This window comes from Streptomyces phytophilus, assembly GCF_013870535.1.
Lineage (GTDB): Bacteria > Actinomycetota > Actinomycetes > Streptomycetales > Streptomycetaceae > Streptomyces > Streptomyces phytophilus.
The window spans coordinates 1-22,123 of sequence record NZ_JACBXC010000010.1 but is presented as its reverse complement, the minus strand read 5'-3'; the positions used below and the strand labels follow the sequence as shown (position 1 = coordinate 22,123).

45 protein-coding genes and 1 other RNA gene are annotated in these 22,123 nt (G+C 72.7%); 38 read left to right on the top strand and 8 right to left on the bottom strand.

Annotation, left to right across the window (positions count from 1 at the left end):
• The 12 genes from H5J30_RS01890 to H5J30_RS01840 are packed head-to-tail and all read left to right on the top strand — an operon-like array spanning nt 1 to nt 6,757.
• Nucleotides 1-762: an ERF family protein gene (locus tag H5J30_RS01890; RefSeq protein ID WP_181785380.1), complete on the top strand. Its 762-nt coding sequence runs from the start codon at nt 1-3 to the stop codon at nt 760-762.
• Nucleotides 762-1,493: an exonuclease domain-containing protein gene (locus tag H5J30_RS01885; RefSeq protein WP_181785379.1), complete on the top strand. Its 732-nt coding sequence runs from the start codon at nt 762-764 to the stop codon at nt 1,491-1,493. Before H5J30_RS01890 ends, H5J30_RS01885 begins: the two co-directional genes overlap by 1 nt.
• Nucleotides 1,486-1,872, top strand: coding sequence for a hypothetical protein (locus tag H5J30_RS01880; RefSeq protein ID WP_258563018.1), 387 nt, complete (start codon nt 1,486-1,488; stop codon nt 1,870-1,872). The genes H5J30_RS01885 and H5J30_RS01880 overlap by 8 nt, the downstream gene beginning before the upstream one ends.
• Nucleotides 1,869-2,171: a hypothetical protein gene (locus tag H5J30_RS36275; protein WP_258563017.1), complete on the top strand. Its 303-nt coding sequence runs from the start codon at nt 1,869-1,871 to the stop codon at nt 2,169-2,171. Before H5J30_RS01880 ends, H5J30_RS36275 begins: the two co-directional genes overlap by 4 nt.
• The gene (locus H5J30_RS37350) at nt 2,168-2,713 is read left to right on the top strand and encodes a VUT family protein (RefSeq protein WP_309505394.1); all 546 of its coding nucleotides are present in this window, start codon (nt 2,168-2,170) and stop codon (nt 2,711-2,713) included. The genes H5J30_RS36275 and H5J30_RS37350 overlap by 4 nt, the downstream gene beginning before the upstream one ends.
• A gap of 13 nt (nt 2,714-2,726) precedes the next feature.
• Nucleotides 2,727-3,335: a hypothetical protein gene (locus H5J30_RS01870; protein WP_220188435.1), complete on the top strand. Its 609-nt coding sequence runs from the start codon at nt 2,727-2,729 to the stop codon at nt 3,333-3,335.
• The gene (locus H5J30_RS01865) at nt 3,332-3,922 is read left to right on the top strand and encodes a hypothetical protein (RefSeq protein WP_181785376.1); all 591 of its coding nucleotides are present in this window, start codon (nt 3,332-3,334) and stop codon (nt 3,920-3,922) included. Before H5J30_RS01870 ends, H5J30_RS01865 begins: the two co-directional genes overlap by 4 nt.
• Nucleotides 3,919-5,262 (top strand): DNA cytosine methyltransferase, encoded by a 1,344-nt coding sequence (locus H5J30_RS01860; protein ID WP_220188434.1) that lies wholly within the window; start codon nt 3,919-3,921, stop codon nt 5,260-5,262. Before H5J30_RS01865 ends, H5J30_RS01860 begins: the two co-directional genes overlap by 4 nt.
• A gap of 47 nt (nt 5,263-5,309) precedes the next feature.
• Nucleotides 5,310-5,465 (top strand): helix-turn-helix domain-containing protein, encoded by a 156-nt coding sequence (locus H5J30_RS01855; RefSeq protein ID WP_181785375.1) that lies wholly within the window; start codon nt 5,310-5,312, stop codon nt 5,463-5,465.
• A 13-nt stretch (nt 5,466-5,478) separates the two neighbouring features.
• A complete protein-coding gene (locus H5J30_RS01850) occupies nt 5,479-5,838 on the top strand; it encodes a WhiB family transcriptional regulator (RefSeq protein ID WP_181785374.1) in 360 nt (119 codons plus the stop codon).
• Nucleotides 5,835-6,581, top strand: coding sequence for a DNA-methyltransferase (locus tag H5J30_RS01845; protein WP_220188433.1), 747 nt, complete (start codon nt 5,835-5,837; stop codon nt 6,579-6,581). The genes H5J30_RS01850 and H5J30_RS01845 overlap by 4 nt, the downstream gene beginning before the upstream one ends.
• Nucleotides 6,578-6,757: a hypothetical protein gene (locus H5J30_RS01840; protein WP_181785373.1), complete on the top strand. Its 180-nt coding sequence runs from the start codon at nt 6,578-6,580 to the stop codon at nt 6,755-6,757. The genes H5J30_RS01845 and H5J30_RS01840 overlap by 4 nt, the downstream gene beginning before the upstream one ends.
• Before the next feature lie 2 nt (nt 6,758-6,759).
• On the opposite strand, the gene H5J30_RS01835 is transcribed toward H5J30_RS01840, so the two are convergent.
• Entirely contained in the window at nt 6,760-6,936 is a 177-nt protein-coding gene (locus tag H5J30_RS01835; protein ID WP_181785372.1) for a hypothetical protein, read from the bottom strand.
• Between the two features lie 193 nt (nt 6,937-7,129).
• On the opposite strand from H5J30_RS01835, the gene H5J30_RS01830 reads away from it, so the two are divergent.
• The 14 genes from H5J30_RS01830 to H5J30_RS01765 all read left to right on the top strand — a co-directional run bounded on the left by H5J30_RS01830 (nt 7,130) and on the right by H5J30_RS01765 (nt 15,051).
• Nucleotides 7,130-8,179: a hypothetical protein gene (locus tag H5J30_RS01830; protein WP_181785371.1), complete on the top strand. Its 1,050-nt coding sequence runs from the start codon at nt 7,130-7,132 to the stop codon at nt 8,177-8,179.
• Nucleotides 8,176-8,841: a zinc finger domain-containing protein gene (locus H5J30_RS01825; protein ID WP_181785370.1), complete on the top strand. Its 666-nt coding sequence runs from the start codon at nt 8,176-8,178 to the stop codon at nt 8,839-8,841. Before H5J30_RS01830 ends, H5J30_RS01825 begins: the two co-directional genes overlap by 4 nt.
• Nucleotides 8,838-9,155 (top strand): zinc finger domain-containing protein, encoded by a 318-nt coding sequence (locus H5J30_RS01820; RefSeq protein WP_181785369.1) that lies wholly within the window; start codon nt 8,838-8,840, stop codon nt 9,153-9,155. The genes H5J30_RS01825 and H5J30_RS01820 overlap by 4 nt, the downstream gene beginning before the upstream one ends.
• Nucleotides 9,152-9,550 carry an SLOG family protein gene (locus H5J30_RS01815; RefSeq protein ID WP_181785368.1) on the top strand — a complete coding sequence of 133 codons (399 nt, stop codon included), beginning with the start codon at nt 9,152-9,154 and terminating at the stop codon, nt 9,548-9,550. The genes H5J30_RS01820 and H5J30_RS01815 overlap by 4 nt, the downstream gene beginning before the upstream one ends.
• Nucleotides 9,547-9,753: a hypothetical protein gene (locus H5J30_RS01810; RefSeq protein ID WP_181785367.1), complete on the top strand. Its 207-nt coding sequence runs from the start codon at nt 9,547-9,549 to the stop codon at nt 9,751-9,753. The genes H5J30_RS01815 and H5J30_RS01810 overlap by 4 nt, the downstream gene beginning before the upstream one ends.
• A gap of 66 nt (nt 9,754-9,819) precedes the next feature.
• The gene (locus tag H5J30_RS01805; RefSeq protein ID WP_181785366.1) at nt 9,820-10,569 is read left to right on the top strand and encodes a hypothetical protein; all 750 of its coding nucleotides are present in this window, start codon (nt 9,820-9,822) and stop codon (nt 10,567-10,569) included.
• Nucleotides 10,566-10,970 (top strand): hypothetical protein, encoded by a 405-nt coding sequence (locus H5J30_RS01800; RefSeq protein ID WP_181785365.1) that lies wholly within the window; start codon nt 10,566-10,568, stop codon nt 10,968-10,970. The genes H5J30_RS01805 and H5J30_RS01800 overlap by 4 nt, the downstream gene beginning before the upstream one ends.
• A complete protein-coding gene (locus H5J30_RS01795; protein ID WP_181785364.1) occupies nt 10,967-11,215 on the top strand; it encodes a hypothetical protein in 249 nt (82 codons plus the stop codon). Before H5J30_RS01800 ends, H5J30_RS01795 begins: the two co-directional genes overlap by 4 nt.
• A complete protein-coding gene (locus H5J30_RS01790) occupies nt 11,212-11,619 on the top strand; it encodes a hypothetical protein (protein WP_181785363.1) in 408 nt (135 codons plus the stop codon). Before H5J30_RS01795 ends, H5J30_RS01790 begins: the two co-directional genes overlap by 4 nt.
• 276 nt (nt 11,620-11,895) lie before the next feature.
• Nucleotides 11,896-12,246: a hypothetical protein gene (locus H5J30_RS01785; RefSeq protein ID WP_181785362.1), complete on the top strand. Its 351-nt coding sequence runs from the start codon at nt 11,896-11,898 to the stop codon at nt 12,244-12,246.
• Entirely contained in the window at nt 12,243-12,509 is a 267-nt protein-coding gene (locus H5J30_RS01780) for a hypothetical protein (protein WP_258563016.1), read from the top strand. The genes H5J30_RS01785 and H5J30_RS01780 overlap by 4 nt, the downstream gene beginning before the upstream one ends.
• Nucleotides 12,509-12,949: a DUF4326 domain-containing protein gene (locus H5J30_RS01775; RefSeq protein WP_181785361.1), complete on the top strand. Its 441-nt coding sequence runs from the start codon at nt 12,509-12,511 to the stop codon at nt 12,947-12,949. Before H5J30_RS01780 ends, H5J30_RS01775 begins: the two co-directional genes overlap by 1 nt.
• 169 nt (nt 12,950-13,118) lie before the next feature.
• The gene (locus H5J30_RS01770; RefSeq protein ID WP_181785360.1) at nt 13,119-14,657 is read left to right on the top strand and encodes a hypothetical protein; all 1,539 of its coding nucleotides are present in this window, start codon (nt 13,119-13,121) and stop codon (nt 14,655-14,657) included.
• Nucleotides 14,658-14,727: 70 nt separating this feature from the next.
• The gene (locus H5J30_RS01765) at nt 14,728-15,051 is read left to right on the top strand and encodes a hypothetical protein (RefSeq protein WP_181785359.1); all 324 of its coding nucleotides are present in this window, start codon (nt 14,728-14,730) and stop codon (nt 15,049-15,051) included.
• A gap of 123 nt (nt 15,052-15,174) precedes the next feature.
• On the opposite strand, the gene H5J30_RS01760 is transcribed toward H5J30_RS01765, so the two are convergent.
• Genes H5J30_RS01760 through H5J30_RS36265 form a run of 5 tightly spaced genes read right to left on the bottom strand, consistent with a single transcriptional unit; the run spans nt 15,175 to nt 16,759 of the window.
• Entirely contained in the window at nt 15,175-15,432 is a 258-nt protein-coding gene (locus H5J30_RS01760; RefSeq protein WP_181785358.1) for a hypothetical protein, read from the bottom strand.
• The gene (locus H5J30_RS01755) at nt 15,429-15,824 is read right to left on the bottom strand and encodes a DUF6221 family protein (RefSeq protein WP_181785357.1); all 396 of its coding nucleotides are present in this window, start codon (nt 15,822-15,824) and stop codon (nt 15,429-15,431) included. The genes H5J30_RS01760 and H5J30_RS01755 overlap by 4 nt, the downstream gene beginning before the upstream one ends.
• 12 nt (nt 15,825-15,836) lie before the next feature.
• A complete protein-coding gene (locus H5J30_RS01750) occupies nt 15,837-16,094 on the bottom strand; it encodes a hypothetical protein (RefSeq protein ID WP_181785356.1) in 258 nt (85 codons plus the stop codon).
• Nucleotides 16,095-16,153: 59 nt separating this feature from the next.
• Nucleotides 16,154-16,420, bottom strand: coding sequence for a hypothetical protein (locus H5J30_RS01745; protein ID WP_181785355.1), 267 nt, complete (start codon nt 16,418-16,420; stop codon nt 16,154-16,156).
• Nucleotides 16,421-16,423: 3 nt separating this feature from the next.
• Complete coding sequence (locus H5J30_RS36265) at nt 16,424-16,759, bottom strand: hypothetical protein (protein WP_258563015.1); 336 nt, start codon at nt 16,757-16,759, stop codon at nt 16,424-16,426.
• Nucleotides 16,760-16,905: 146 nt separating this feature from the next.
• Between H5J30_RS36265 and H5J30_RS01735 the strand changes: the two genes are divergently transcribed.
• The 5 genes from H5J30_RS01735 (at nt 16,906) to H5J30_RS01715 (ending at nt 18,566) form a co-directional block, all read left to right on the top strand.
• Nucleotides 16,906-17,247, top strand: coding sequence for a DUF6011 domain-containing protein (locus tag H5J30_RS01735; RefSeq protein WP_181785354.1), 342 nt, complete (start codon nt 16,906-16,908; stop codon nt 17,245-17,247).
• A 17-nt stretch (nt 17,248-17,264) separates the two neighbouring features.
• Nucleotides 17,265-17,639 (top strand): hypothetical protein, encoded by a 375-nt coding sequence (locus H5J30_RS01730; protein WP_181785353.1) that lies wholly within the window; start codon nt 17,265-17,267, stop codon nt 17,637-17,639.
• Nucleotides 17,640-17,641: 2 nt separating this feature from the next.
• Nucleotides 17,642-17,705, top strand: an RNA gene (locus H5J30_RS01725) — hammerhead ribozyme type II.
• 11 nt (nt 17,706-17,716) lie between these two features.
• A complete protein-coding gene (locus tag H5J30_RS01720) occupies nt 17,717-18,067 on the top strand; it encodes a hypothetical protein (protein ID WP_181785352.1) in 351 nt (116 codons plus the stop codon).
• Between the two features lie 121 nt (nt 18,068-18,188).
• Complete coding sequence (locus tag H5J30_RS01715; RefSeq protein ID WP_181785351.1) at nt 18,189-18,566, top strand: hypothetical protein; 378 nt, start codon at nt 18,189-18,191, stop codon at nt 18,564-18,566.
• Nucleotides 18,567-18,625: 59 nt separating this feature from the next.
• On the opposite strand, the gene H5J30_RS01710 is transcribed toward H5J30_RS01715, so the two are convergent.
• Nucleotides 18,626-18,868, bottom strand: coding sequence for a hypothetical protein (locus tag H5J30_RS01710; protein ID WP_181785350.1), 243 nt, complete (start codon nt 18,866-18,868; stop codon nt 18,626-18,628).
• Nucleotides 18,869-18,908: 40 nt separating this feature from the next.
• Nucleotides 18,909-19,214: a helix-turn-helix domain-containing protein gene (locus H5J30_RS01705; RefSeq protein ID WP_309505393.1), complete on the bottom strand. Its 306-nt coding sequence runs from the start codon at nt 19,212-19,214 to the stop codon at nt 18,909-18,911.
• Nucleotides 19,215-19,384: 170 nt separating this feature from the next.
• Between H5J30_RS01705 and H5J30_RS01700 the strand changes: the two genes are divergently transcribed.
• The 7 genes from H5J30_RS01700 (at nt 19,385) to H5J30_RS01675 (ending at nt 21,961) form a co-directional block, all read left to right on the top strand.
• Nucleotides 19,385-19,579 (top strand): hypothetical protein, encoded by a 195-nt coding sequence (locus H5J30_RS01700; protein ID WP_181785348.1) that lies wholly within the window; start codon nt 19,385-19,387, stop codon nt 19,577-19,579.
• Entirely contained in the window at nt 19,576-19,701 is a 126-nt protein-coding gene (locus tag H5J30_RS36260) for a hypothetical protein (protein WP_258563014.1), read from the top strand. Before H5J30_RS01700 ends, H5J30_RS36260 begins: the two co-directional genes overlap by 4 nt.
• Before the next feature lie 90 nt (nt 19,702-19,791).
• Complete coding sequence (locus H5J30_RS01695) at nt 19,792-19,947, top strand: hypothetical protein (protein WP_181785347.1); 156 nt, start codon at nt 19,792-19,794, stop codon at nt 19,945-19,947.
• Nucleotides 19,944-20,786, top strand: a complete 843-nt coding sequence (locus H5J30_RS01690) for a protein transporter Sec31 (protein WP_181785346.1) — start codon at nt 19,944-19,946, stop codon at nt 20,784-20,786. The genes H5J30_RS01695 and H5J30_RS01690 overlap by 4 nt, the downstream gene beginning before the upstream one ends.
• Nucleotides 20,786-20,956: a hypothetical protein gene (locus H5J30_RS01685; protein WP_181785345.1), complete on the top strand. Its 171-nt coding sequence runs from the start codon at nt 20,786-20,788 to the stop codon at nt 20,954-20,956. Before H5J30_RS01690 ends, H5J30_RS01685 begins: the two co-directional genes overlap by 1 nt.
• A 5-nt stretch (nt 20,957-20,961) precedes the next feature.
• The gene (locus H5J30_RS01680) at nt 20,962-21,507 is read left to right on the top strand and encodes a hypothetical protein (RefSeq protein WP_181785344.1); all 546 of its coding nucleotides are present in this window, start codon (nt 20,962-20,964) and stop codon (nt 21,505-21,507) included.
• Nucleotides 21,508-21,517: 10 nt separating this feature from the next.
• Nucleotides 21,518-21,961: a hypothetical protein gene (locus H5J30_RS01675; protein ID WP_181785343.1), complete on the top strand. Its 444-nt coding sequence runs from the start codon at nt 21,518-21,520 to the stop codon at nt 21,959-21,961.
• Nucleotides 21,962-22,123: the final 162 nt, after the last annotated feature.

The following is a 22,123-nucleotide window of genomic DNA, read 5'->3' as shown; positions in this document are numbered from 1 at the left end:
ATGGGGTTGCGAGAGAACGCGGCCACCCTCGCCGGCCGCCCGCCGGCCACCGACGACCAGGCGCCCGACGAGGCACCGCGGAACTACGCCGAGCCCGACCTCGGCGACCTCACCGCCGACGCCGAAGGCGTCCCCGCCGTCGTCGCCTGGTCCCGCGTCATGGGCGAAGTCCGCGCCATCGGGAAGAACCAGCAGTTCGACGGCGGCCGAGCCGGGCGCTTCGCCTTCCGCGGCGTCGACCTCGCGCTGAACGCCTTCGGGCCGGCGTGCCGCAAGCACGGCGTCGTCGTCGCCCCGTTCAAGGTCGAGCCGCAGTACCGCGACATCTCGACGAAGTCCGGCGGCTCGATGCGGGAGTGCACGGTCCTCGTCACGTTCCGGATCTACGGACCGGCTGGTGACTTCTTCGAGACGCAGGCCGCGGGGGAGGCGTCCGACTCCGGCGGCCGGTCGACGCCCAAGGCGCAGTCCATCGCGCTGCGGACGCTGCTGCTGAACGCGGGGCTGGTGCCCACCGAGGACCGTGACGCCGACGATGCGCACTTCGAGCGTGGGCAGGCCCCGGTCCGTCCCGCCGTGCAGTACCTCGACGAGATCGTCCACCCGGACACCAGCGCGGGGCGGCTGCGGCAGATCCACTACGAGCTGAAGCAGACGCAGCAGCTCGCGGTGCTCGTCACGAACGAGGTCGGCGACGAGGAGAAGGTCGGCGACCTCATCGTCCGTATCGGCAAGGAGCGCGCCGCGGGGGGTGGCGCCTGATGTCCTGGCACACCGGACCCATGACCGGTTTCGACCTGGAGAGTACGGGCGTCGACCCCGAGACCGACCGCATCGTCACCGCCTGCGTCGTCACCTGCGGACTCGCGACCGGCACCGACTCCCGCACCTGGCTCACCGACCCCGGCGTCGACATCCCCGCCGATTCCACGGCCGTGCACGGCATCACCACCGAGAAGGCCCACGCCGACGGCCGGCCGGCCGCCGAGGTCATCGCCGAACTGGTGCGCGCGCTCGCCGAGGCCGTCGAGGTCGGCCAGCCCATCGTCATCATGAACGCCGCGTTCGACCTCACGATGCTCGACCGCGAGGCCCGACGCCACGGCGTGAAGCCCCTCATCGATCGCGTCGGCGACCGGCTCAACGTCATCGACCCCCGCGTCCTCGACAAGCACGTCGACCAGTACCGGCGCGGGGGCCGCACCCTCACCGACCTGTGCGCCCACTACCGCGTGCGGCTCGACGACGCCCACTCGGCGGACGCCGACGCGCTCGCCGCGTGCCGGGTCGCCTGGCGGATAGCCCGGGGCTACACGGAGATCGGCACGGCGGCGCTCGCGACGCTGCATCTCGCGCAGGTTCGTTGGGCGCGGGAGCAGGCCGAGGGGCTCCGCGACTACTTCGCCCGTACGCCCGGCAAGGAGTCGTGGGCCGCCGGGGTGCGTACGGACTGGCCGCTGATTCCCTTCGAGGCGGTGGGCGCCGATGCGTGACCACCTGCGCGCCTTCTACCGCGGCTACCACGCCGCCACCGGCCGCCGAGCCCAACAGGTCCGCCGCCTGCACATCATGCGCGAGGACGGCAAGTTCGCAGGCAAGCAGGGCCTGTGCGGCGCCCCCGGCTGGGGCGTCACCCACTCCCCGCCCGTCGTCATCGACCCGATGCCCGAGGAGCCGCCCGCCGGACTGGACTGGTGCCGCGCCTGCGTCGGCCACGCCTCCGCACTCGCCGGGCGCCTTGACGCGCACGCCGCAGAGATTGCCCGGATCTCCGAGCGCAAGGCCCCCGTTCCCGCTGCTGCCGCGGATGGTCCCGGTGTGGCCCGCGGCAGCAGCGCACCCGCCCCGCCAAGCCCGGGAGCCTCGCTGTGACCGAAGACCAACTCATCTTCTTGGCGATCCTCTTCACCGTCACCGGCGCCTTCTTCTGGCTCGTCGCCGTCCCCGGCGCCCTCCTCCTCGCAGGGGCGCGCGCGGTCCTGAGGGTCGTACGCCGGCGCCGCGAACGAGCCCGCGACCGGGAGACGTTCGCCGCCTCGCTCGCAGAGCTGAACGCCGTACGCGACGAGGAAGCCGCGGCACACGCCATGCGCGAGGAACTCGCCGCCGGCTTCACGCGGATGCTCGCCGACATCGCCGCGCCGCACGACACCCGCGGGGAGGACCGGTGACCGCCCACCAGCGCTACGCCACCGCCCTCACGGCCGCCGCCGGCTACATCGCCGCCATCGTCGCCGCGAACTGGCTCACCGCCCACCACGGCCTCGTGCCCGTCGGCTTCGGCCTCACCGCCACCGCCGGCACGTTCGCCGCCGGCGCCGCCCTCCTGCTCCGCGACCTCCTACAGGACACCGCCGGCCGCGCCGCAGTGCTGACCGGCATCCTCGCCGGCGCCGTACTCACATGCGCCACCAGCCCCGCGCTCGCCGTCGCCAGCTCCACCGCGTTCCTCCTCGCCGAAGCCGCCGACATGGCCGTCTACACGCCGCTGAGGGAACGCGGCTGGGCCCGCGCGGTCCTCGCCTCCAACACGGTCGGCGCCGGCGTGGACACCGTGGCGTTCCTGTGGCTGGCCGGCTTCCCCCTCACGGCCTCGGCGATCGGCGGCCAACTCGCCGGGAAACTCGCGTGGGCCACTGCCCTCCCGGTCGCCGTCGTCCTCATCTCTCGGCAGGTGCGCCGTGCTGTATCTCGCGACACCCTCGGGGCCTGACGTGAGGGCCGCGATGGAAGCCGGACGCCTCGGCTGCATGACGACGCCCGCGCAGGGCAACCGGGTGCCCGACGGGGCGCTGATCGGCGCGGACAACGGCTGCTTCGGCGACGGCTACCCGGGCGACGACCAGTGGTTCGCGTGGCTCGCCGCCACGGTGGACCGCTACAGGCCGGGCCGGTTCCTGTTCGCCGTCGCGCCGGACGTGCCGTTCGACGCCGCGGGCACCCTCGCGAAATCCCCGCCGTGGCTCACGCGGATACGCACCCTCGGCGTGCCCGCGGCGTTCGCCGCACAGAACGGCTGCGACACGCTCGGCGTGCCGTGGGACGACCTCGACGTCCTGTTCCTCGGCGGCGGCCCGGTTGACGGCCCCGGCAGCCCGGAGTGGAAGACCGGCCCGGCCGCGCGCCGTCTCGCGCTCGAAGCACTGGGCCGGGGCAAGGCCGTGCACATGGGCCGCGTCAACTCACACCGCCGACTCGCGTACGCCCGCTGGATCGGCTGCGCGACGGCCGACGGCACGTATCTCGCGTTCGGCCCTGACCGCAACCTACCCAAGCTCCTCGGCTGGCTCGACGCCGTCGACCGCCAGGACGGTTTGTTCGGAGTTGCCTTGTGACCGCCCCCGCCGCCACGCCGAACCCGGCGCAGACCACTGCGCCGGGCCCCCGGCCCCTGAGAGTCGCCGGCATCGACGTCAGCCTCACCGGCACAGCCGTCGCCACCCTCGGCGGCACCACCCGCATACCCACCACCGGCCGCCGCCTCGACCTCCTCCACACCCGGCACGCCCGCCTCCAGACCATCGCCCGCGGCGCCCTCGAAGCTGTCGGAGACGTCGACCTCGCAGTCATCGAAGGCCCCTCCTTCGGGAGCTTCGGCGGCTCCGCGTGGGACCGCGGCGGCCTGTGGTGGCTCATCACCGACGGGCTCCTCGACCACGAGATCCCCACCGCCGTCATGCCGCCCCGGTGCCGAGCGAAGTACGCCACCGGCAACGGCAACGCCGGCAAGACCGGCGTCATGGCCGCCGTGCAGCACACGTACGGCGCCGTGTTCGCGACCGACGACGAGTGCGACAGCTTCGTACTCCGCGCGGCCGGCCTCGACTGGGCCGGGCAACCGCTCGTCACCGTGCCGGAGACGCACCGCGGCGGGCTGCTGGGCTGCGAATGGCCCGACCGCGAGGCGGTGACCGCCCGATGACCGCCCCCCGCATCGCCTCCCTGTTCACCGGCATTGGCCCTCTCGACCTGGCCGTCATGGACGTCTACGGCGGCGAGGTCGTGTGGCACTGCCAGTTCGAGCCGCCGGACAAGCACGGCCGTCCGGACCGCTGGCAGTACGCCGCGCACGTCCTCGCGCACCGCTTCCCCGGTGTGCCGAACCTCGGCGACCTCACCGCCGTCGACTGGCACCAGGTCCGCGCCGAGTACGGCCGGCCCGACATCCTCACCGGCGGCTTCCCCTGCACCGACGTGTCCGCCTCCGGGCCCCGCGCCGGGCTCGCGCCCGGTACCCGCTCCGGGCTGTGGTCGCACATGGCCCACGCGATCAGCATCCTCCGTCCCCGACTCGTGGTGATCGAAAATGTCGAAGGGCTCCTCTCCACGCCGGCTCGTCGTGAGATGGGACCCGGACCGGCAGTTGTGGATGAGGGTCCCGCCGCAGGAGGGGTTCTTCGAGCTGCCGGAGCCGTACTCGGAGACCTGGCCAGCCTCGGGTTCGATGCGGAATGGGACATGCGTGCCGCCTCCGACGACGGCGCCCCCCACCGCCGCAGGCGGGTCATCTTCCTCGCCTGGCCTGCCGACGCCCCGTGCCCAGGACTCGAAGGGCAAGGGGCTCCCGGACGGGCTGCCGAACGTGGTGACGCTGCTGAAGACGCCGACGGCACAACTGGCGATCAACGGCGGCTCCCAGCACCCGGACAAGCGGAAGGCCGGGGGGCACGGGCCCACGCTGGCGGACGAGGTCGAGCACCTGCTGCCGACACCCACGAGATCCGACGCGACGAACACGGCGAACTTTCGTCCGGACGGGACGCCGTACAGCAGTGGGTACGGGATGACGTTGACGGACGCCACTCGGCTCCTGCCGACGCCGAGAGCGTCGGACGGGGAGAAGGGCGGCCCGGGGCAGCGCGGATCGTCCGGGGACCTGATGTTGCCGAGCGCGGTCGCGCACCTGCTGCCGACACCCACGGCCGCCGACAGCGACCGGTCATCGTCCACGTACATGCGTGGCAACCCGACGTTGCGTGGGGCGTGTACGAGCCCGCCGTCCGGCGCTGGGAAGCCGCCCTCGGCCGACCGGCGCCCCGGCCAGTTGACGTTCGGGGACGGCTCAGCCCCGTCTTCGTCGAATGGATGATGGGCCTCCCCGCCGGCTGGGTCACCGCCGTGCCCGGCCCGCCCGGCATGACCGACGCAGGGCTCCGCAACGCCCGGCTCAAGGCGCTCGGGAACTCCGTCGTGTGGCAGCAGATCGCCGCCGGGATCCGCATCCTCCACGCCCGCGCCTTCGAGGCGGTGACCGCGCCGTGACCCCCGCGACGGACCGTCAGCGGGACTGGGCCCGCAACCAAGACGCCATGCAGCCCCGCCGATACGGCGGAGGCCAGCCCTCGAAGCTCACCCCCGCGCAGCGCGACGAGATCCGGCAGCGCCTCGCGGATGGCGAGTCCATCCGCGATCTCGCGCAGGAATTCGGGGTCCACACCAGCACGATCCGCCAGTACCGGCCCTGAGGAGGTGCCCCTCTTGAAACCCACCCCGCCCGCCCGCATCACCGCCCCCGGATCCGCCGCCCCCGGATCCGCCGCCGACTCCGGTTGGTGGGCGCGCGCCCTGTGCCTCCACCCCGCCGCCGACCCCACCTGGTGGGAGCACGACGGGCCCGGCCACCCCGACGGGAAGAAAGCCGTCACCTGGTGTGCCGCCTGCCCGGCGAAGGCCGTGTGCCTCGCGGACGCCGAACGATTCGAGCGCCCGCAGAAGTCCGGCGAACGCACCGGCATCCGCGGCGGCCTCGGCGTCCGCGAACGGGCCGCGCTGTACCGCCTCAAGGACGAAGCCGACAAGGCACGCGCCGCCGCGCAGGATACGGGGGCCGCAGCGTGAAGCCGTACTACGAAGACGACACCGTGCAGCTCTACCTCGGCGACATGCGCGAGGTGCTGCCCGCGCTCGGCCTGCAGGCCGACCTCGTGTGCACCGACCCGCCTTACGGCGAGACGTCCCTCGCCTGGGACCGGTGGCCGAAGGGCTGGCCCGAGTACGCCCGCGATGTCGCCTCGTCGATGTGGTGCTTCGGGTCGATGCGCATGTTCCTCGACCGCGGACACGAGTTCGTCGCGAGCGACTGGAAGCTGTCGCAGGACATCGTGTGGGAGAAGCACAACGGGAGTGGGTTCGCCGCCGACCGGTTCAAGCGGGTCCACGAGATCGCCACCCACTGGTACCGCGGCGACTGGGCCGACATCCACCACGAGGTGCAGCGCGAGCGCGGCAACGCTACGAAGCGAACCGGCTCGGCCGTCCGCGCGACCACGCCCCACACGGGGCAGATCGGCGTGCATCGCTGGGAAGACGACGGCATGCGGATCCCGCGGTCGGTGCAGCGGGTGCGGTCCATGCACAGCCGCAGCCTTCACCCGACGGAGAAGCCGATCGGCATCCTCGACCCGCTGATCCGCTACGCCTGCCCGCCCGGCGGTCTCGTGCTGGATCCCTTCGCCGGCTCCGGCGCCACGCTGGACGCAGCCAGGCAGGCAGGCCGCCGCGCCGTCGGCGTCGAAGGCCGCGAGGACTACTGCGAAGCCGCGAAACGGCGCCTCTCGCACATGACCCTGGACGCGCTGTGACCGCGCCTACCTGCCACCACTGGATCGCCGCCGAGCACCGCCACTGCCGTGTGGTGGAGGGCGTACGACGGTTCGTCATCGGCGACCGCTGCGCCGTCCACTCCCCGTCGGCGCTCGCGGGCCGGCCCGAGCCGACGCCGGGACCGGGCTGGCCACGGGACCGGGAGGCAGCGTGACGTCAGGAACCGGGCGCGTCGCGCTTCTGCCGGCGCTTGTGCGCGGCGATCTCCTTCTTGATGTAGACGCGGAGGTCCGCGGCGCGCGACAAGCCCTTGGCGTCGCACACCTCGCCGAAGGCGTCCCACGTCTCGTCATCGACGCGGATCATCCGGCCGGGCGTCCCCTTCGTCGTCATGAGGTCAGCGTAGCTGACCGTTCAACGCCAATACACCCTGCGACGTTTCTGCGTATTGCTCTTGTGTTGCGGGTGCCTATACACCCTGCGGTAGAATCGGGAGCGAACCAGGTCCCCGCCCGGCCGCCCTGAAAGGGGGGTTCACCAGGCATGCACTGACCAACCCCCGAACCGAACAACAGGAGCACGGCCCATGGCACGCGGACACGGCAGGATCCTCGCCAGCATCTGGGAAGACCAGGACTTCACCGCCCTCGACCCCACCGAGCAGCGGCTCTACCTCTTCCTGCTCTCGCAGGCCAACCTCAACCACGCCGGACTGCTCCCGCTGACCCTCCGCCGCTGGGCACGCAAAGCCCGCGGCCTCACCGTCGCCGCACTGGAGACCACCCTCGACGCGCTCCAGCAGGCCCGCTTCATCGTCACCGACGACAGCACCGAGGAACTCCTCATCCGCACGTTCGTCCGCAACGACGGCGTGTGGCGCCAGCCCAACGTCATGGCCGCCATGGTCTCCGCCGCCCAGGAGATCGAATCGCCCCGGCTGCGGGCCGCGCTCCTCGTCGAACTCGACCGCATCCCCCTCGAGCAGCTCAGCGACGAAGCCACCCGCAAGGGCCCGTCCGTGCGGCAGCAGACCCTCGAGCACCTCGCCGCGCTCCGCCGCGCGTTCGGCGACCCCGACCCGACACCCCCCGCGACCCCTCCCCGCAGGGACAACCACACCCCGCCCGAGGGGTTCGAGAAGGGTTCCCCGAACCCCTCCGGAACCCCTCCCGAGGGCATCCCCGAACCCCCTACGCGCGCGCACACGTACGCGCGCGACACGCGCGCGCATTCCCCTACCCCTCCCCCTTCCCCCACCCCTACCCCCACCCCCCACGCGCAGGCGCACGCGCAACACGACCCACCAGCGACCCACGACCAACCGCTACCCGACCGCATGACCGCCGCCTTCCTCGACCGCTACAAGACCGGCAACACCTACAGCCGCAAACAGATCCACCGAGTCCTCACCGACGCCCTCGCCAACAACACCAACCCCGACGAACTGTGGGCCGCCCTCGAACGCCTCGGCGACACCAGCAAGCCCGTCACCCCCGGCACCCTCCAATTCGCACTGGCCGACATCCGCAAACACACCGGCGCCGACGTCATCCCCCTCCGCGGCAGCCAGACCCTCACCGGCACCGACGCCCGCGTCGCCGCATGGCTCGCCCTCGACACCGGAGAACCCTCATGACCCCCGACGACGCGAAGCAGCTCCTCGCCGCCTGCGCAGCCTTCGACAACCGGCAGCCCTCCGCGATCGCCGCCCGCGCCTGGGCACACGCCCTCCCCGACATCACCCTCGACAACGACGCCATAGCCGCCGTCGCCCGCTACTACGGCACCCCGCCGGCCAAGCCCGGCGACCGGCTGTGGATCCAGCCCCACGACGTACGCACCCTCCGCGCGCAGATCCGCGCCGAGCGCCTCGCGAACTTCACGTACGAGCCGCCGCCCGGCGACGCGGACCCCCGGTACCTCGAGCGCCTCCGCGGCCAACTCGACGCCACCGCCTCCGGAACCACCGCCGCACCCACCACGGCCCCCGCGCTCGAGGGCGGCCCGCACCCCGACGTCGCCGAGCAGCTCGAGCACGTCGGCCGCACCGTGCCCGACCGCGACGACCCCGACACGCCCCCGATCAAGCGCCCCGGCCCGCTCGGTATCGCCTGCCCGAAGTGCGCCGCGCCCACCGGCCGCCCCTGCCGCCTCCCCAGCGGCACCGAACGCAGGCCCCACCCCGCCCGCGCCCGCGTTGCCCGCGGCGAACCCGCCGCCCTCGAGGACCCCAACGAGATCGCCCGCCGCCGAGCCGTCTCCGAACGCCGCGCCGCACTCGAAGGAGCCGACCAATGACCACCCGCCGCCCCAACGCCCCCATGCCCGACACCGTCCGCCACCTCGTACGCGCCGGCCACCACCCCGCCCGAGCCGTCGAATGCCCCTGGTGCCGCGCCGCACCACACACCCCCTGCACCACCAAATCCGGACGCAGACGCCTCACCGACGCCCCCGTCCACCCCCAGCGCACCACCGCGTGGGTGCAGTCCGTCGCCTGCTGCCCCACCTGCCAGGTGGAGCCCGGCACGCCCTGCCACACCACGGGTGAGCCGCTGGTGTTCGGCGCCGTGCACGACGCCCGCCGCGACGAAGCCGACGTGACCGCATGACCACCCCATACCGCGTCCTCGTCACCGGCAGCCGCGACTGGGCAGACGCCGACCCCATCCGCCACGCACTCACCACCGCATGGCTCCGGCACACCGGCACGTTCATCGTCGTCCACGGCGCATGCCCCACCGGCGCCGACTGGATCGCCTCCGACTGGGTGACGAACCTCCACGAAGGCGAACTCGGCGCCAACGTCACCGAGGAGCCCCACCCCGCGGACTGGCGGCCAGGCGGGAAGTTCGACCGGGCCGCCGGCTTCCGCCGGAACGCCGACATGGTCGCTCTCGGCGCCAACCTCTGCCTTGCCTTCATCCGCAACAGCAGCCGCGGCGCCACCCACACCGCCAACCTCGCCGACCGCGCAGGCATCCCCGTACGGCTGTGGACCGCATGACCACCCCGTACGAGCGGCTCCTCGCCGAAGAACTCCCCACCGGACAGTTCGGCGGACCCCGCCCCGACACCCACCCCCAAGGCGAACTGCCCCGCACCACCAGCCCCATCGAAGCCGCCACCCACCGAGCCGAACTCGAACAAGCCCTCACCCCACGACGGCACCTCACCCCGGTCGCCGACGCGCCTGATCAGGCGGCTTGAGCCCGGTGCAACGGCCGCCGGGTGCAACTGACCGCACGACTGTGCACCAATCGGAAGGATCTTGAAGTGAGCCACCCCACCGTCTTCACCACCCCCGGCGTCCGCGCCTTCGCCGAAGCAGTCGACGCCGAGCGACAGCGGCAGCTCGTCAAGTTCGGCGACCAGCACCACCCGGACATCGATCCGCGGGACATCGCCGTCGTGACCCGCCACTTCTTCCAGCACAAGGCGCAGATTCACCGGGAGGTCAACGAGGAGCGGGCCACCCCGAGCCGGACCGTGGGCCGATGCAGCCGTTGCCCCGAGGGCGACCACACCCACACCGCGTGGGATCTCATCCTCCTGGAAAAGGTGTACGAAGCGCTCGCGGAGTCGGACCCCGGAGCGCTGCGCACGGAGCTGGTGCAGGTGGCTGCGGTCTGCGCGGCGTGGAGCGCCGACATCGACAGCCGTACGGCCGCGGAGCCGGAGTGCCCGCAGGCTCCGCTGTCGCTGGGTGCCGCGCCGCCGAAGCGGTGCACGGTGCGCGGCCCGCACACGGAGCACGCGACCGAGGCCGCCGAGGAGCAGCCCGCCTGCTCTGCCGGCCTTCTGCCGTTCGGCCCCGGCGCGCCTGAGCCCTGCATCGTTCACGGCCCGCATGAGGAGCACCGCAACGCGGGCGGCGACACGTGGACCGACGGCGCCATGGCGGACCGGTGCCCCGTGAAGCATGGCGCTCTCGGCCGGATCTGCGGGTTGGAGGCTGGGCACGACGGGCTGCACACCGGCGAGGGCCCGAACGGTGGCGCGGTGTGGGAAGGCAGCGCCCGATGAGCGCCGACGACGCCCGCACCCACGCAGCGCTCCGCGCCTCCGAACAGCGCGCCCGCGACGAAGCCCCCACCCTCCCGCCGGCTACCGCGTTCGCCACCCACTACGCCGTGTCCTGCCTGCCCGCCGACCATCCCGAGCGGGACATGTGGGGCGTCACCGTGGAGTACCGCGGCCGGGGCCGGTGGGCCGTGAAGAAGCGCGGCCACTGGTGCCTCAGCGTGGATGGCGAGTGGTCGTATGAGTCGATCCCGTCGGAGCGCACCGACGAGTGGTTGGCGGCGCACCGGTTCGATCTGGAGACGGCGCTGCGGCTGGCGAAGGAGCAGGCGCCGTTGGTGACGGTGAACGGGTTCACGGTGTCGGATGTGCTGCGCCGGAGCGACGAGGAGGCGGGCCGGTGAGCGCCGCGAGCACGTTCGTCGTCATGATGAGCGGTGGGCCGCTCGCCGCCGCCTCCACCCTCGACGCCGCGAAGGACGACGCCGAGAAGTCCGAGGCCGCCTACGCGGTGAAGGGCGAGACCCGCTGGGACGAGTACCGGCCCGGGGAGTGGCGGCTGATGCGTCGTGCCGTGGGCCGCCGGCGGTTCGCGTGGTCGCAGTACTGGGTGGCTGAGGTTCCGGATGTGTCGGGGGTGTCCCGGTGAGCGCGGCGGCCGAACTGCGCGCCGCGGCACAGAAGCTCCGGGACCTCGCCGAGGCGGCGACCGCCGGGCCGTGGAGGTCTCACGACACGCACCTGGACTTCGGCGGCCACACCGCCACGATCATGACCGCCCGGGATGACCTGAACGCGACCGAGCTGCTCGCCTGGCTGCCGACCATGAGCCACGAGCCGTGGGGCGACGCCCGGAACGCCTGGCGCAACGCCGACTTCATCGCGGCGATGCATCCGGGCGTGGCGCTGGCGCTCGCCGCGTGGCTGCAGAAGTCCGCGGACTTCTGCGATCAGGTGTCGGACGTCCGCGCCCACCCGCTCAGCGTGGCTGACCTCAGCGTCGTGGACGCCCTCGCGGTGGCGCGCGCTCTGAACCCGGAGGTGACCCGGTGACGCCCGCGGAGGAGCTGCGCGTCGCGGCGCGGCGGCTCCGGGAGTGGACCGCCGATGACACCCCGGTGGTGCTCCACCCGGCGGCCGGGCGCGCCTTCGCCGATCTCCTGGAGGCCGTCTCCTACGACCCGGACGACGCCTCGCTGAACGAGCCGGGCTCCGAACGGCACGACGCCTGCGTCCGGACCGTGTGCCCCCTGCCGCCGCCCTCGCGGTGGCGCGGGCGATCGGAGGCGAGACCCGGTGAGCGCCGGAGAGGGCCTCACCCTCGACCAGGTGCGCGCCGAGTTGGAACGCCTCGTGTCGCTGGCGAACACCGCCGAGCGCCCGAAGCCCACCGCGATCAACCCGCCCGATCACGCGATGCCCGGCCACGAATGGACCGTCACCGAGCAGCACCCGCACACGACCCGCGTGCATGCCTGGGTGATCCGCACGGTGGACGACCCGGAATGCGCGAACACCGTGTACGTGTCCACGCCGGATTCGACCAACCCGGGCGACGACTTCGGGTGCATGTCCCCGATCGACGCGCGCCGGGTCGCGATGGCCCTCATCGCCGCTGCCGACCGAGCCGAGCACGTCACCGCCCGAGTGACACGCCTCGAAGACCGGAGGGCCCAATGACCTCGACCACCACCCCCGCCGCCGCGCTGGACCGCGGCCAGCCCGCACTTCCCGGCCGTGACCTCATGTGGCTAAACGTCCGCGGCCAGTTGGCTGCGGCCACCACCCGGTCGCGGCAGGACGAACTTCTCGACTACTGGCTCGACCTCCGCGACCGGGCGACCGAATGGGACGCCGACCAGTGGGGCCTCGACCCCGACCGCTGGTGCGCGAAGGAGCGCGCCGAGATGGCACGCGCCCGAACCCCGAAGGAGACCCGCTGATGCCCACCCGAATCCAACGCCGACGCACCAAGGGCTGGCGCGCCCCGCTCGACTCGCAGGGCCGCAAGCCGGTGTACGTCGGCCGTGGCAGCCGATGGGGCAATGTCTACCCGCTCGCCGACACCCAGGTCCGCATGCCCGCGCTCGACGGCTCCGAGTGGGAGCAGGAGGGCCGCAGCGGCAAGGCGTCTGGCCAGAGCCACCCGTTCAAGCACCGGGACGGCACCGTCACCTGGCACCGGGTGGAGGACGCCACCCGGGAGCAGGTGGTGGAGCTGTACCGGCGGTGGCTCGCCGAGCGCCCTGCGTGGGTCGAGGCTGCCCGCCGCGAGCTGGCCGGCCACGACCTCGCGTGCTGGTGCCCGCTGCCGGAGCCGGGCGAGCCCGACCACTGCCACGCCGTAGTGCTCCTGCGCCTCGCCGCCGGGGAGCCGCTGTGAACCCGCACCCCCTCCCTCCGCGCGTGTGCCCGTCCTGCGGCTGCCGCCATCTGTTCGTCGCCCGCCGCCGCTGGCCGTGGCGGAAGCGGCAGACGTGGCGCTGCTACGGCTGCTTCGCCGTCGTAGGCCCTACGCCAACCACCAACACCGACACCCCGGAGACGACGCCGTGACCGACCGCCCGACTGCGAGCACGATCACCGATGCTCAACTCGACGCCCTGCACGAGCGGCTTACCGCCGCCGAGGCCGTGGTCCGCCGTCTGGACCAGATGGCCACCGCGTGGGAGCAGCGTCTGCCCGAGACGATCCGCACCCCGGCCGTCGTCGCTGCGATCCGCGCGGCGACCGAACGCGCCCCGGCAGCCGCGACCGATCTCCCGGAACGGCGCGACTGCGGGGCCCGCCCCGAGACCGAGACCGAGGCGGAGGCCAAGACCCTCGGGGGAGTCGGCCCGTGCGTCCTGCTCCACGGCCACGCCGACCCCGAGCACGAGGACCCCAACGGTGTGCGGTGGTCGCTTCTGCGGCAGTCACCGCAGACTGCCGCAGCCTCCCCGCCCCCGGATGCCCCGGGAACCGGGCCAGACGGCCGCGAGAGCGCCGAACACCCCCTCCCGGGTGTCCAGCAATGTCCGGAGGGGGAGATAGGCGCTCAGACGGGCGCACAGAGCCTCGCGCCCCATGAGATCAGCGAAAGCCTGTATGTCTGCCCGGCCGCGCTACAGGTCGAATCGCCCACCCACGGCGGCTTCGACACCTGCTGCGACCGGCCGGACCTGCACGTCCCGGTCCCGACCGGGCCGGGAACCGACGCACTGTCACGTGCCCTCGACGCCTTGAGCGCGCCCAGCGGGGACAGCGACGCCGCCGACGAGGACGACGCCCCCCAGCCCGGCGGCGAGACCTGCTGCGTCTGCGGCACCACGGAGCGCCTGTACTGGCGCGGAGCCGGATCACGCCGCCCGTACTGCGCCGATTGCGAGGCGTGCGACTGCGGGCAGAACCCCTGCGTCCGCCTCGGCATCAACGACCCCGAGGTGTCGGCCAACCCCGCCGGCTGCGGCCCGGAGTGCGCCGAACAGCACACCTACACGAACGGCTGCGAGGCGGCACCCGCCCCGCCCGCCGATGCGCTGAGCGCTGAGCTGTTCCGGGTGATCTTCCCCGCCATCCTTGGTCCCCCCGCCGGCGCCCACCCCACCGTCGTGGCCGCCGAACTCGCCGACGCCGTGCTGCCGGTCGTGCAGGCCGAACTCGACCGCCGTGCCGCCCTCCACGCCGACACTGAGCGCCGGCTCCGCGCGGACCTCGCCGCCGAGGTGCAGAAGCGGGAAGCGGCGGAGGCGACGACCGAGCGAGTGCGGCAGCTCCACCGGCCCTACGACGACAACCGGGAGCAGATCAAACGCTGCGTCACCTGCGCTAGCCGCGAGGCGTACCCCAACGGCGTCGCCATCCACGAACCGTGGCCCTGCCCCACCTACCGGGCAACCGAACCCCCGAAGGAGACCAAGCCCATGACCGACACCACCTGCAACGCCACCATCACCGGCCCCCACATCCTCGACAACGGCACCCTCCACTGCACCCGCACCGCCGGACACGGAGGCAACCACACCGGCCCCGACACCGACCACGGCCAAACGCTGTGGACCGACAACCACGCCGGCGCCACCCCCCACACCGACGCGCCCGAGGCAGGCTGACCATGCCCGTGCCTCCGTGCCCGAGCTGCGGCCGGGTCTACCCCTGCATCTGCCCACCAAGGAGCACCCCGTGACCACCCGCATCGCCATTCACCTGCGGCACCCCGGGCTCGCCGAACGCCTATGGTGCCGACGCCTCGGAACGCCGCTCCCGCTGCACACCGGCTCCACCGGCCCGTGGCACGAAGACTGGGTGCGACTCCTGCCGCAGCACTGGCGGCGACTACACCGGGCGTACGCCGCAACGTTCGGCTTCTTCTGGCTGCCGTGCATGCTGTGCGACGTGCCGTACGGCGGCCACCAATGGGCGGGGAGCATCCCGGACCCGACCAAGGGCCCGGGGCACAACATCGGCATCTGCCCCCGGTGCACACAGGGGAGGCGCGCCCCGTGACCCGTGCCGCGACGGTGGCCGGCGTACGGTGCGCGGCCCGCAGGTGAACACGCCGGAGGGGGCGCGCCGACCACGACACGCCCCCCCACGGCCCTCTACGGGGTCGGCCGCCAGTACCCCCGGTCACTCCTCCGGGTCGACGCGAAAGGTGTGGCCGCACGGCCTGAAGCCGACGGCGACAGCGTTGGCCGTGAACACCTCGGGATGGTCGCTGCCGGACAGGATCGCCTCGGGCGTCGCACCGCACTGCGGGCACGGGGGGAGCGGCGGATAGTCGGGCGACTGGAGGACTGCCCGATAGATCGTCTGGCGTCGCTCCTCCAGTCGAGATTCCAGGTCGTCCAGCCATGTCTGATCCATCTGGATCCAGTGCTGCGTCACGGCCGCCACTCCTCGCGCCATTCCGGGTGCCCGGCGTACGGCAGGGCGAGCAGCCGCACGTGGTGCACCCACAAGTCCTGGTGGTCCCGGCCGCCCCACGTCTCGTTCAGGATCCGCCGCTTGGCGTCGATCTCGGCGAGCACCCGCGCCGGATTATGACGGGCGATGTGAACCGCGTCAGCGTGGGGTGTCATCCCTGGCCCGAACAGCGTGGGCGTCTCGCCGCCGGTCTCCAGGTACTCGCCGGAGTAGTCGAGCCAGCCGCCGGGCTTGGGCTGCCACGGCTCGCCGTGTTCCTGTCGCCACTCCCACGGGCCTGGCGTAGCAGCGCGCGCCGTCTGTTCGTCCTCGTCGAGCCGGGCGCGGAGGAACGCCACAAGACCAGCGGTCACGTCACGCCCCGATCAGGCTTCGCCGACGAAATCAGCCCGCACCCGGACACTGGCACCCACGCTGTCAGGACGCATCGCCCAACAGACCTCCCGAACCACGTACTCGCGATACCGATCCGTCTTGACGCCGCCGACGACGACCTCATCGGTCCACAAGAGCATGTCGCCCCTCCGAGGGACCTCCTCCAAGTCGCGGGCGGCCTCGAAATCCCGCATCTCGGGGTCAGGGGGGTCGAAGTTGTGGTTGAACTCCACATCAACCGACTGCATGGTCATCTCCTTCTTTGCCGGTGGCTGCTCGCGCGTTCAGCGCAGCCTTCGTCGTCGTGTCAGCGGAGTGCCGCGCGCATGGACTTGACCTGCGACACGAGCGGGCTTGTGCGCCGCATGCGCCCTGCGGCAGCAGCGGCAGCACGCTCCATGGCCTCGCTGATGGGCCGCACGGCGGCGCCCATGGCCTCCAGCGAGCGAGCGGCCTGCTCGGGCGTCATGATCCGCATTGGCGGCACGCTGACGCGCGGCCGCGACTCGCGGCGAGTGTGGCGGTCGAGCTGCCGCAAGGCGCGCGCGGCGTCCGGGTACGGGCGGTACGTCATGGCTCAGGTCTCCTTCTTCGGGTCCGCCTGGCCCTGGGGCCAGTTCATGTTGCCGTCCTTGTGGCGGCCCGTGTGCCCCGCAGGCAACTCGCAGCGATCGCCGTAGTTCGGAGCGCCGCACGCGAGGCTACTCCGCGACCATGCGCCCGCGGCTGGCCGCTCGGGCAGCTTCGCGCCGGGCCGGCGCATGTACCAGCGGATGAACTCGCGGATCACCCGGGAGCGCGGGCTGCGCCCCTCAGGGTGCACGGCCCGCGTCGCGTCGCCGAACGGCTCCCACTCGTCTGCGGGGCCGCGGAACTTCCGCCACGGATCGTACTTGTCGGTGTCGGGTGCCATCCCGCCAGGGTATCGGTTTGTGGCCACGGGCGCTATGACATGGGTGGATGGGTTGTGGCCACGATTGGTGGCGCAACCCCCTTGCCTTGTGGCCACAAAGCGCGCTAGAGTTGTGGCCACAAGGAAGAACGAGGGGAGGGGACACCATGGAGCAGCCGACCACCACCCAGCACACCCACTGCCTCCGCTGCCGTCGGCCGCTTCGCTCCACCACCTCCATCGCCCGCGGCTACGGCGCCCACTGCGCCGCCAAGATCCGCCACGCCGCCGCCGACCTCACCGACTACAAGCCCGCACAGGTCGACGCCGCCCGCGAACTGATCGCCGACGCCGCGATCGTGCACCTCCGCAGCGTCGTGTTCGTGACCGTCTCCACGGACGGCACCGAGACCTACCGCACCGCCCCCACCGCCTGCACCTGCCCCGCCGGGCTCAAGACCCGCCGCTGCTACCACACCGCCGCCGCCCGCCTGCTGCTCGCCGCCTGACCCGGAAGGACTCGACGATGACCACCACCGCCACGCAGACCAAGGGCCAGGAGTTCGTCAAGGCGATCACCACGCTTCACCACATCGGCCCCCGGACCCGCCGCTACCGCGACGGCAGCGACCTTGTGCGCGCCATGCTCACCGACGTCCAACAGGCCGTGAGCACCCCGATCATGTTCTCCGAGCAGCGCGCGACCGCACTCCAGACCGCGTGGACCGCGGTCACCGCCTACTACAAGCACATCGACGGCGGACGGATCAGCCCCGAGAAGTGCCTCGCCGTGAAGTCCCTGTCGCCCTACCAGTTCGCCAAGTTCCTCGGCCGCATGGTCGACGCGGGGATCGGCAACATGGGCGAAGCCGAGCGGTGGCTGAACACCAACGACATCTGAGCAGCCGAAACGCCCTTCGGGGCGTCGGCGGGACCCGGCCAACCCGCCCTGACGAGGCAGGCCACACGGAGGAACCCATGACCGCGACCAGTCTGCGGCAGTGGTACGAGACACCCACCTACGAGCGCGCCGCCTTCGCCGACCTGCGCCCCGGCGACCTGATCCACTTTCCTTCCCGCACGTGGAACGGCGAGCCCTGCGGCTGGAATATCCAGCCGCACCGCGTGGATCGGGTCGAGGAGCGGGCCACGGGCGTGCTGTTCGTCTGGACACCGCGCGCGGCGTTCGGGTTCGTCATGGTGTGCGGCGACCTTCTGCAAGCGGGGGTCCTGCGCGTGAAGCGGTCGGCCGAGCCAGTAGAGCCGACGCCGCGTGAGGTCGGCCTCGACGACCGCCGCTGGGACTGCCGCAACGACGACACCGAGTAGACCAACGGGCCGCCGTCTCCTCCCCTCCGGCGGCCCTTCCCCGCGGGCCCGCTCCGACCTCCCCCGGAGCGGGCCCGCCCGTCCACCTGCAACGATCACACCGAAGTGAGAGGATCAACCCATGCTGAAAGACCGGACCGCCGCCGAGCTAGCCGACGCCCTTGAGATCATGGAGCGCCACCCGCACAACACCGGCGGACTGTCCCAGCTCGACGGGGCCACCCTCGCGTTCAGCAGGTACCCCGGAGTGGGCGAGAAGCAGCAAGCCTTCACCGACGCCCGCCAAGCGCACCTGCGCTCGTACGACTCAGAGCGTGACGGCTACTCCGGCGAAGCGTGGGGCAAAGCGATGCAGGCCGCTCGCGAACTGGCCGCCGCGCTGCGCCCGCTCGGCGACACCCGCATCGCGCACTGCACACGGCAGGCGCGGTGGGGCACCTGCGAACTGCCGCTTGACGACGACGGCGAATGCCGTTCCACGCTGGGCCACACGGACTGACCCGCACAGCGAAGCGCCCCGCCGGGGAGATCGGCGGGGCGCAGCCATGCCCGCGTCCGTCATCGCCCCGGGCGCCCGCCCCCGCGACGCTGATCGTTCACCTGCTTAGCGTCGTACGCGAGACGGCCCAGCCGATCCGAGAGAACATCAGCCTCAGCCGGCAGCAGCTCCGCGTACACCACCGTGCCCGTCTCAGTGCGCAGTGCGAGCAGCACGCCCTGGGCGCCGCTGTCGAGTTCGACGGTCGCAGGCGTGACCACTTCGGCGGGCAGAGAGTTCGCGGCGTCAAGGGGGTTCGTCACGCCACGACGGTAGGGGCGCTACGCGGCGTGAACAAGAGCGTCACTCGGCGGCCGGCGGCTCCTCGCCCTTCCTCGGCCGGTTCTTCCCCGACCCCGAGTAGCCGCGCTCAATGTCCTGCACCGTGCCGAGCGAGATCCCGAGCATCGCCGCGATCTTCCGGTACGACACGGGCGGCTTCTGCGCGCGGAGATCGAGGACGAAGGCGCGGCGCGTTTTCCGCCACTCCTTGGCCCGGTCCGCCTGGTGGGCGAGTACCTCGCTGATCGCCTTCGCGCGCCGCTCGGGATCGGGCATCGCCTCGACCGCGTTCATGGCGTCGATCACCCGCTGAGCCTCCTCGGTCACACCCGGCCTCATCTCGTACGGGCAGGCCGCTTGCCCCGAGTGTATGGGATCCCATACGCTCACGGGAAGGCAGCCCGCGCTGCTGGTGCACAAAGCCCCCGGACCGCTGAGTTGGCGCCCACGGTCCGGGGGCGGACCCACTCACAACCGCGACGAAGGAGCAGGTCCGCATGGAGCGTAACGACCAGCCCCCACCCACCGGCACCCCCGCGGACGTGCCCGCCCGCACCCGCACGTGCGGCACCTGCAACGGCAAGCAGGGCAAGACGGAGCACAGCACCGAGGTCCGCGCCGGGCAGACGGTCGCCAGCGAGACCTGGCGCCCCTGCGGCTCCTGCAACGGCTCGGGCCAGGTGCCCGCATGAGCCTCCCCAAGGGCCTGCCGATCCGCGCCGAACAGCCCGACCCGGACAGCCCCCACGGCACCGACTACGACGCGGACCGCGGCGGCTGGTACCCGCCGGAGAAGCCCGACGACGACGAGTAGCCCTTTAGACCGGCCGGGCCCGCGCGGCCCCCCGCCGCGGGCCCGGCCTCTCCCCCTCTCCCGCCCCGCCCTTCCCGGAACGAGGAACCCATGAGCCGCCGCCGGCGCCCCATCCTCAACACCCCGCTCGCGCGCTACGGCTTCGCCGCGCTCGCCGCGCTCGCCCTCCTCACCGGCCAACTCGCGCCCGCCCTCATCGCCGGAGCGCTCGCCGCAGCAGCATGGAACGCAGGAGGCCGGCGATGAAGACCCGCCCCGACACCCGCACCCGGCAGGTCCCCCACACCATCGACGGCATCACCCACCACGTCACCGAGACGTACACCGTGCACGTACCCGTACCCCCGCGGGACTGGGACCGCGCCGTCCTCACCGCCGTCACCGCCGGCGCCGCACTCGCCGTCGCCGTGTCCGTCGTCTGGTCCACAGCCGCCATCGGCGACCTCCTCGCCCGCACAGTCCCCGCCGGCCCCGCCTACGCCGCCGCGGTCGCGTTCGACGCCGCGTGGATCCTCTGCATGGGCGTCGAGTGGCTCTCCCGCTACGACCCCGACCGCGCGCGCCTCCCGCGATGGGCCGGGCACGCCGCGCTCCTCATCGCCATGGCCGCCGTCGCCGCGCACGGCTGGCTCGACGCCTCGCCCGCTGTCGGACTAGTCGGCGCCGCCGTGTCCGCGCTCGCGAAAGGGGCGTGGACCGTGGTCCTCGCCCACCAAGCGCCGCCGCTCGACGACCGCACCCGGCAGTGGGCGCAGCAAGAGCTGGCCGTCGCCGGCGCCGAGTTGGGGCTGCTGCCCGTACGGCGCCGGGTGGCGCGTGCCCGCGGCCTCCTCGCCGCCGAAGCCGCCGCGCTCCCGGCTCCGGAGACGAATCCGGATCCGCATCCGGATGTCTCCGCGGATCCGGACGGAGATCCGGACACCGTCCGTGCCATCCGCCCGAGCATCCGGGAGGCCGTCCGCACCGCGTACGACTCCGGGATCACCGACCCCGACCGAGTACGCGGCTACGTGCAGAAACTCCTGCCGGATGCCCGTCCGGACACCGTGGACCGCTACATCCGCGAGCGTCGGGGGAGCGCCTGATGATCCTCGGCTTCATGGTCTGCCCGCTGATCGCCGCCATGGCCGCGCTCGGCCTCATCGCCTGCTACCCGGGAGAGGCCCGGCAGTGGCTGCTGCCCGCCGCCCGGATCGTCGCCGCCGGCACCATCACCATCGTCGCCCTGGCCGCGCTCATCGAGCTGGCCCGGTGACCGCCATGACCGACCATGAGCCGCCGCTGGCGCCGGACTGGTGGGACCGCCTGTACGCCGACGACCCGGACGCCGGGCCCGTGAAGCGTCCGGCGCCGCATCCGGATCCGGACCCGCCTCCGGACACTGAGGCGCGCCCGTGGTGGGCCGTGCTCCACCCCGCACGCAAACACCCCGCCCCCGAGCCGGCACCCCGCGACGACCCAGGCGTGCACATCACCATCAACCAGCCGCCCACCCCGTACGACGACCCGACCGCGCCCCGCCGCCGCGCCTCCGCCCGCTGGTTCCTGTACCACGGCGCTGCCGCCGCGGTCGGCTGGGCTTTCGGCGCCGCTGACGCCGTGGGGGAACTGCTGGCCGCCGCCGGCCCCCGCGCCCCCGCAGTCGGCATCGGCCTCTGCCTCATCGCCTGCATGCCCGCCGCCTGGCTGCCCGGCCTGCCGTTCATCCCGCCGCCGCTGCGCCCCGCCACCGTGTGGCTCGCCCGCATCCCCCTCGCCACCGCCGCACTCGCCCTCGCGCTCCACGCGCCCGGCACCGTGATCTAGGAGACCCGTCGTGTATCTGGCACAGGCCGACGGCGCCGCGTTCGGCGCGCTCGGCGCCGGGGGACTGGCGCTCGCCCTCACCGTCCTCTTGGTCCTCGGCGTCCGCGGGCAAGGCCGGGTCCGCCTGCGGGAAAACCCCGCACTCATCTGCGGGTTCATCGCAGGCACCGCCTTCAGCGCCGCGGGCGCCATCTGGTCCAACCCCGAGCGGCTCACGCAGCAGGGCCTGACCGGGCTCGGCGTCGGCAGCGAGAGCGGTCCGTTCGGCAACGTCGGCGTCGGGGCCGTGTCGCTGATCCTCCTGATTCTCATGCTCTGTTGGAAGCTCACCCCCGTGCGCGGCGCCGGACTTGGGCTCGTCGCCGCCGTCGTCTGGCCCCTCGCCGGCTCCTCGGCCGTGTGGGCGCTCCCCGTCGAACTGGCTGCCGCGTCCCTCATGATGATCGGCGGCTGACGTGCGCGTATGGATGGCCATCTGGACCGGGAGCACAGCGATCTGCGGCCACATCGCCGCGTGGATCGCCACCGCGCCTGCGCCGCGCCTGATCCTCGTCGCGGTCGTCCTCGGCTTCACCCACGGGTTGGTGTCCGCCGGTGCGATCGCCGCCGTCCTCGC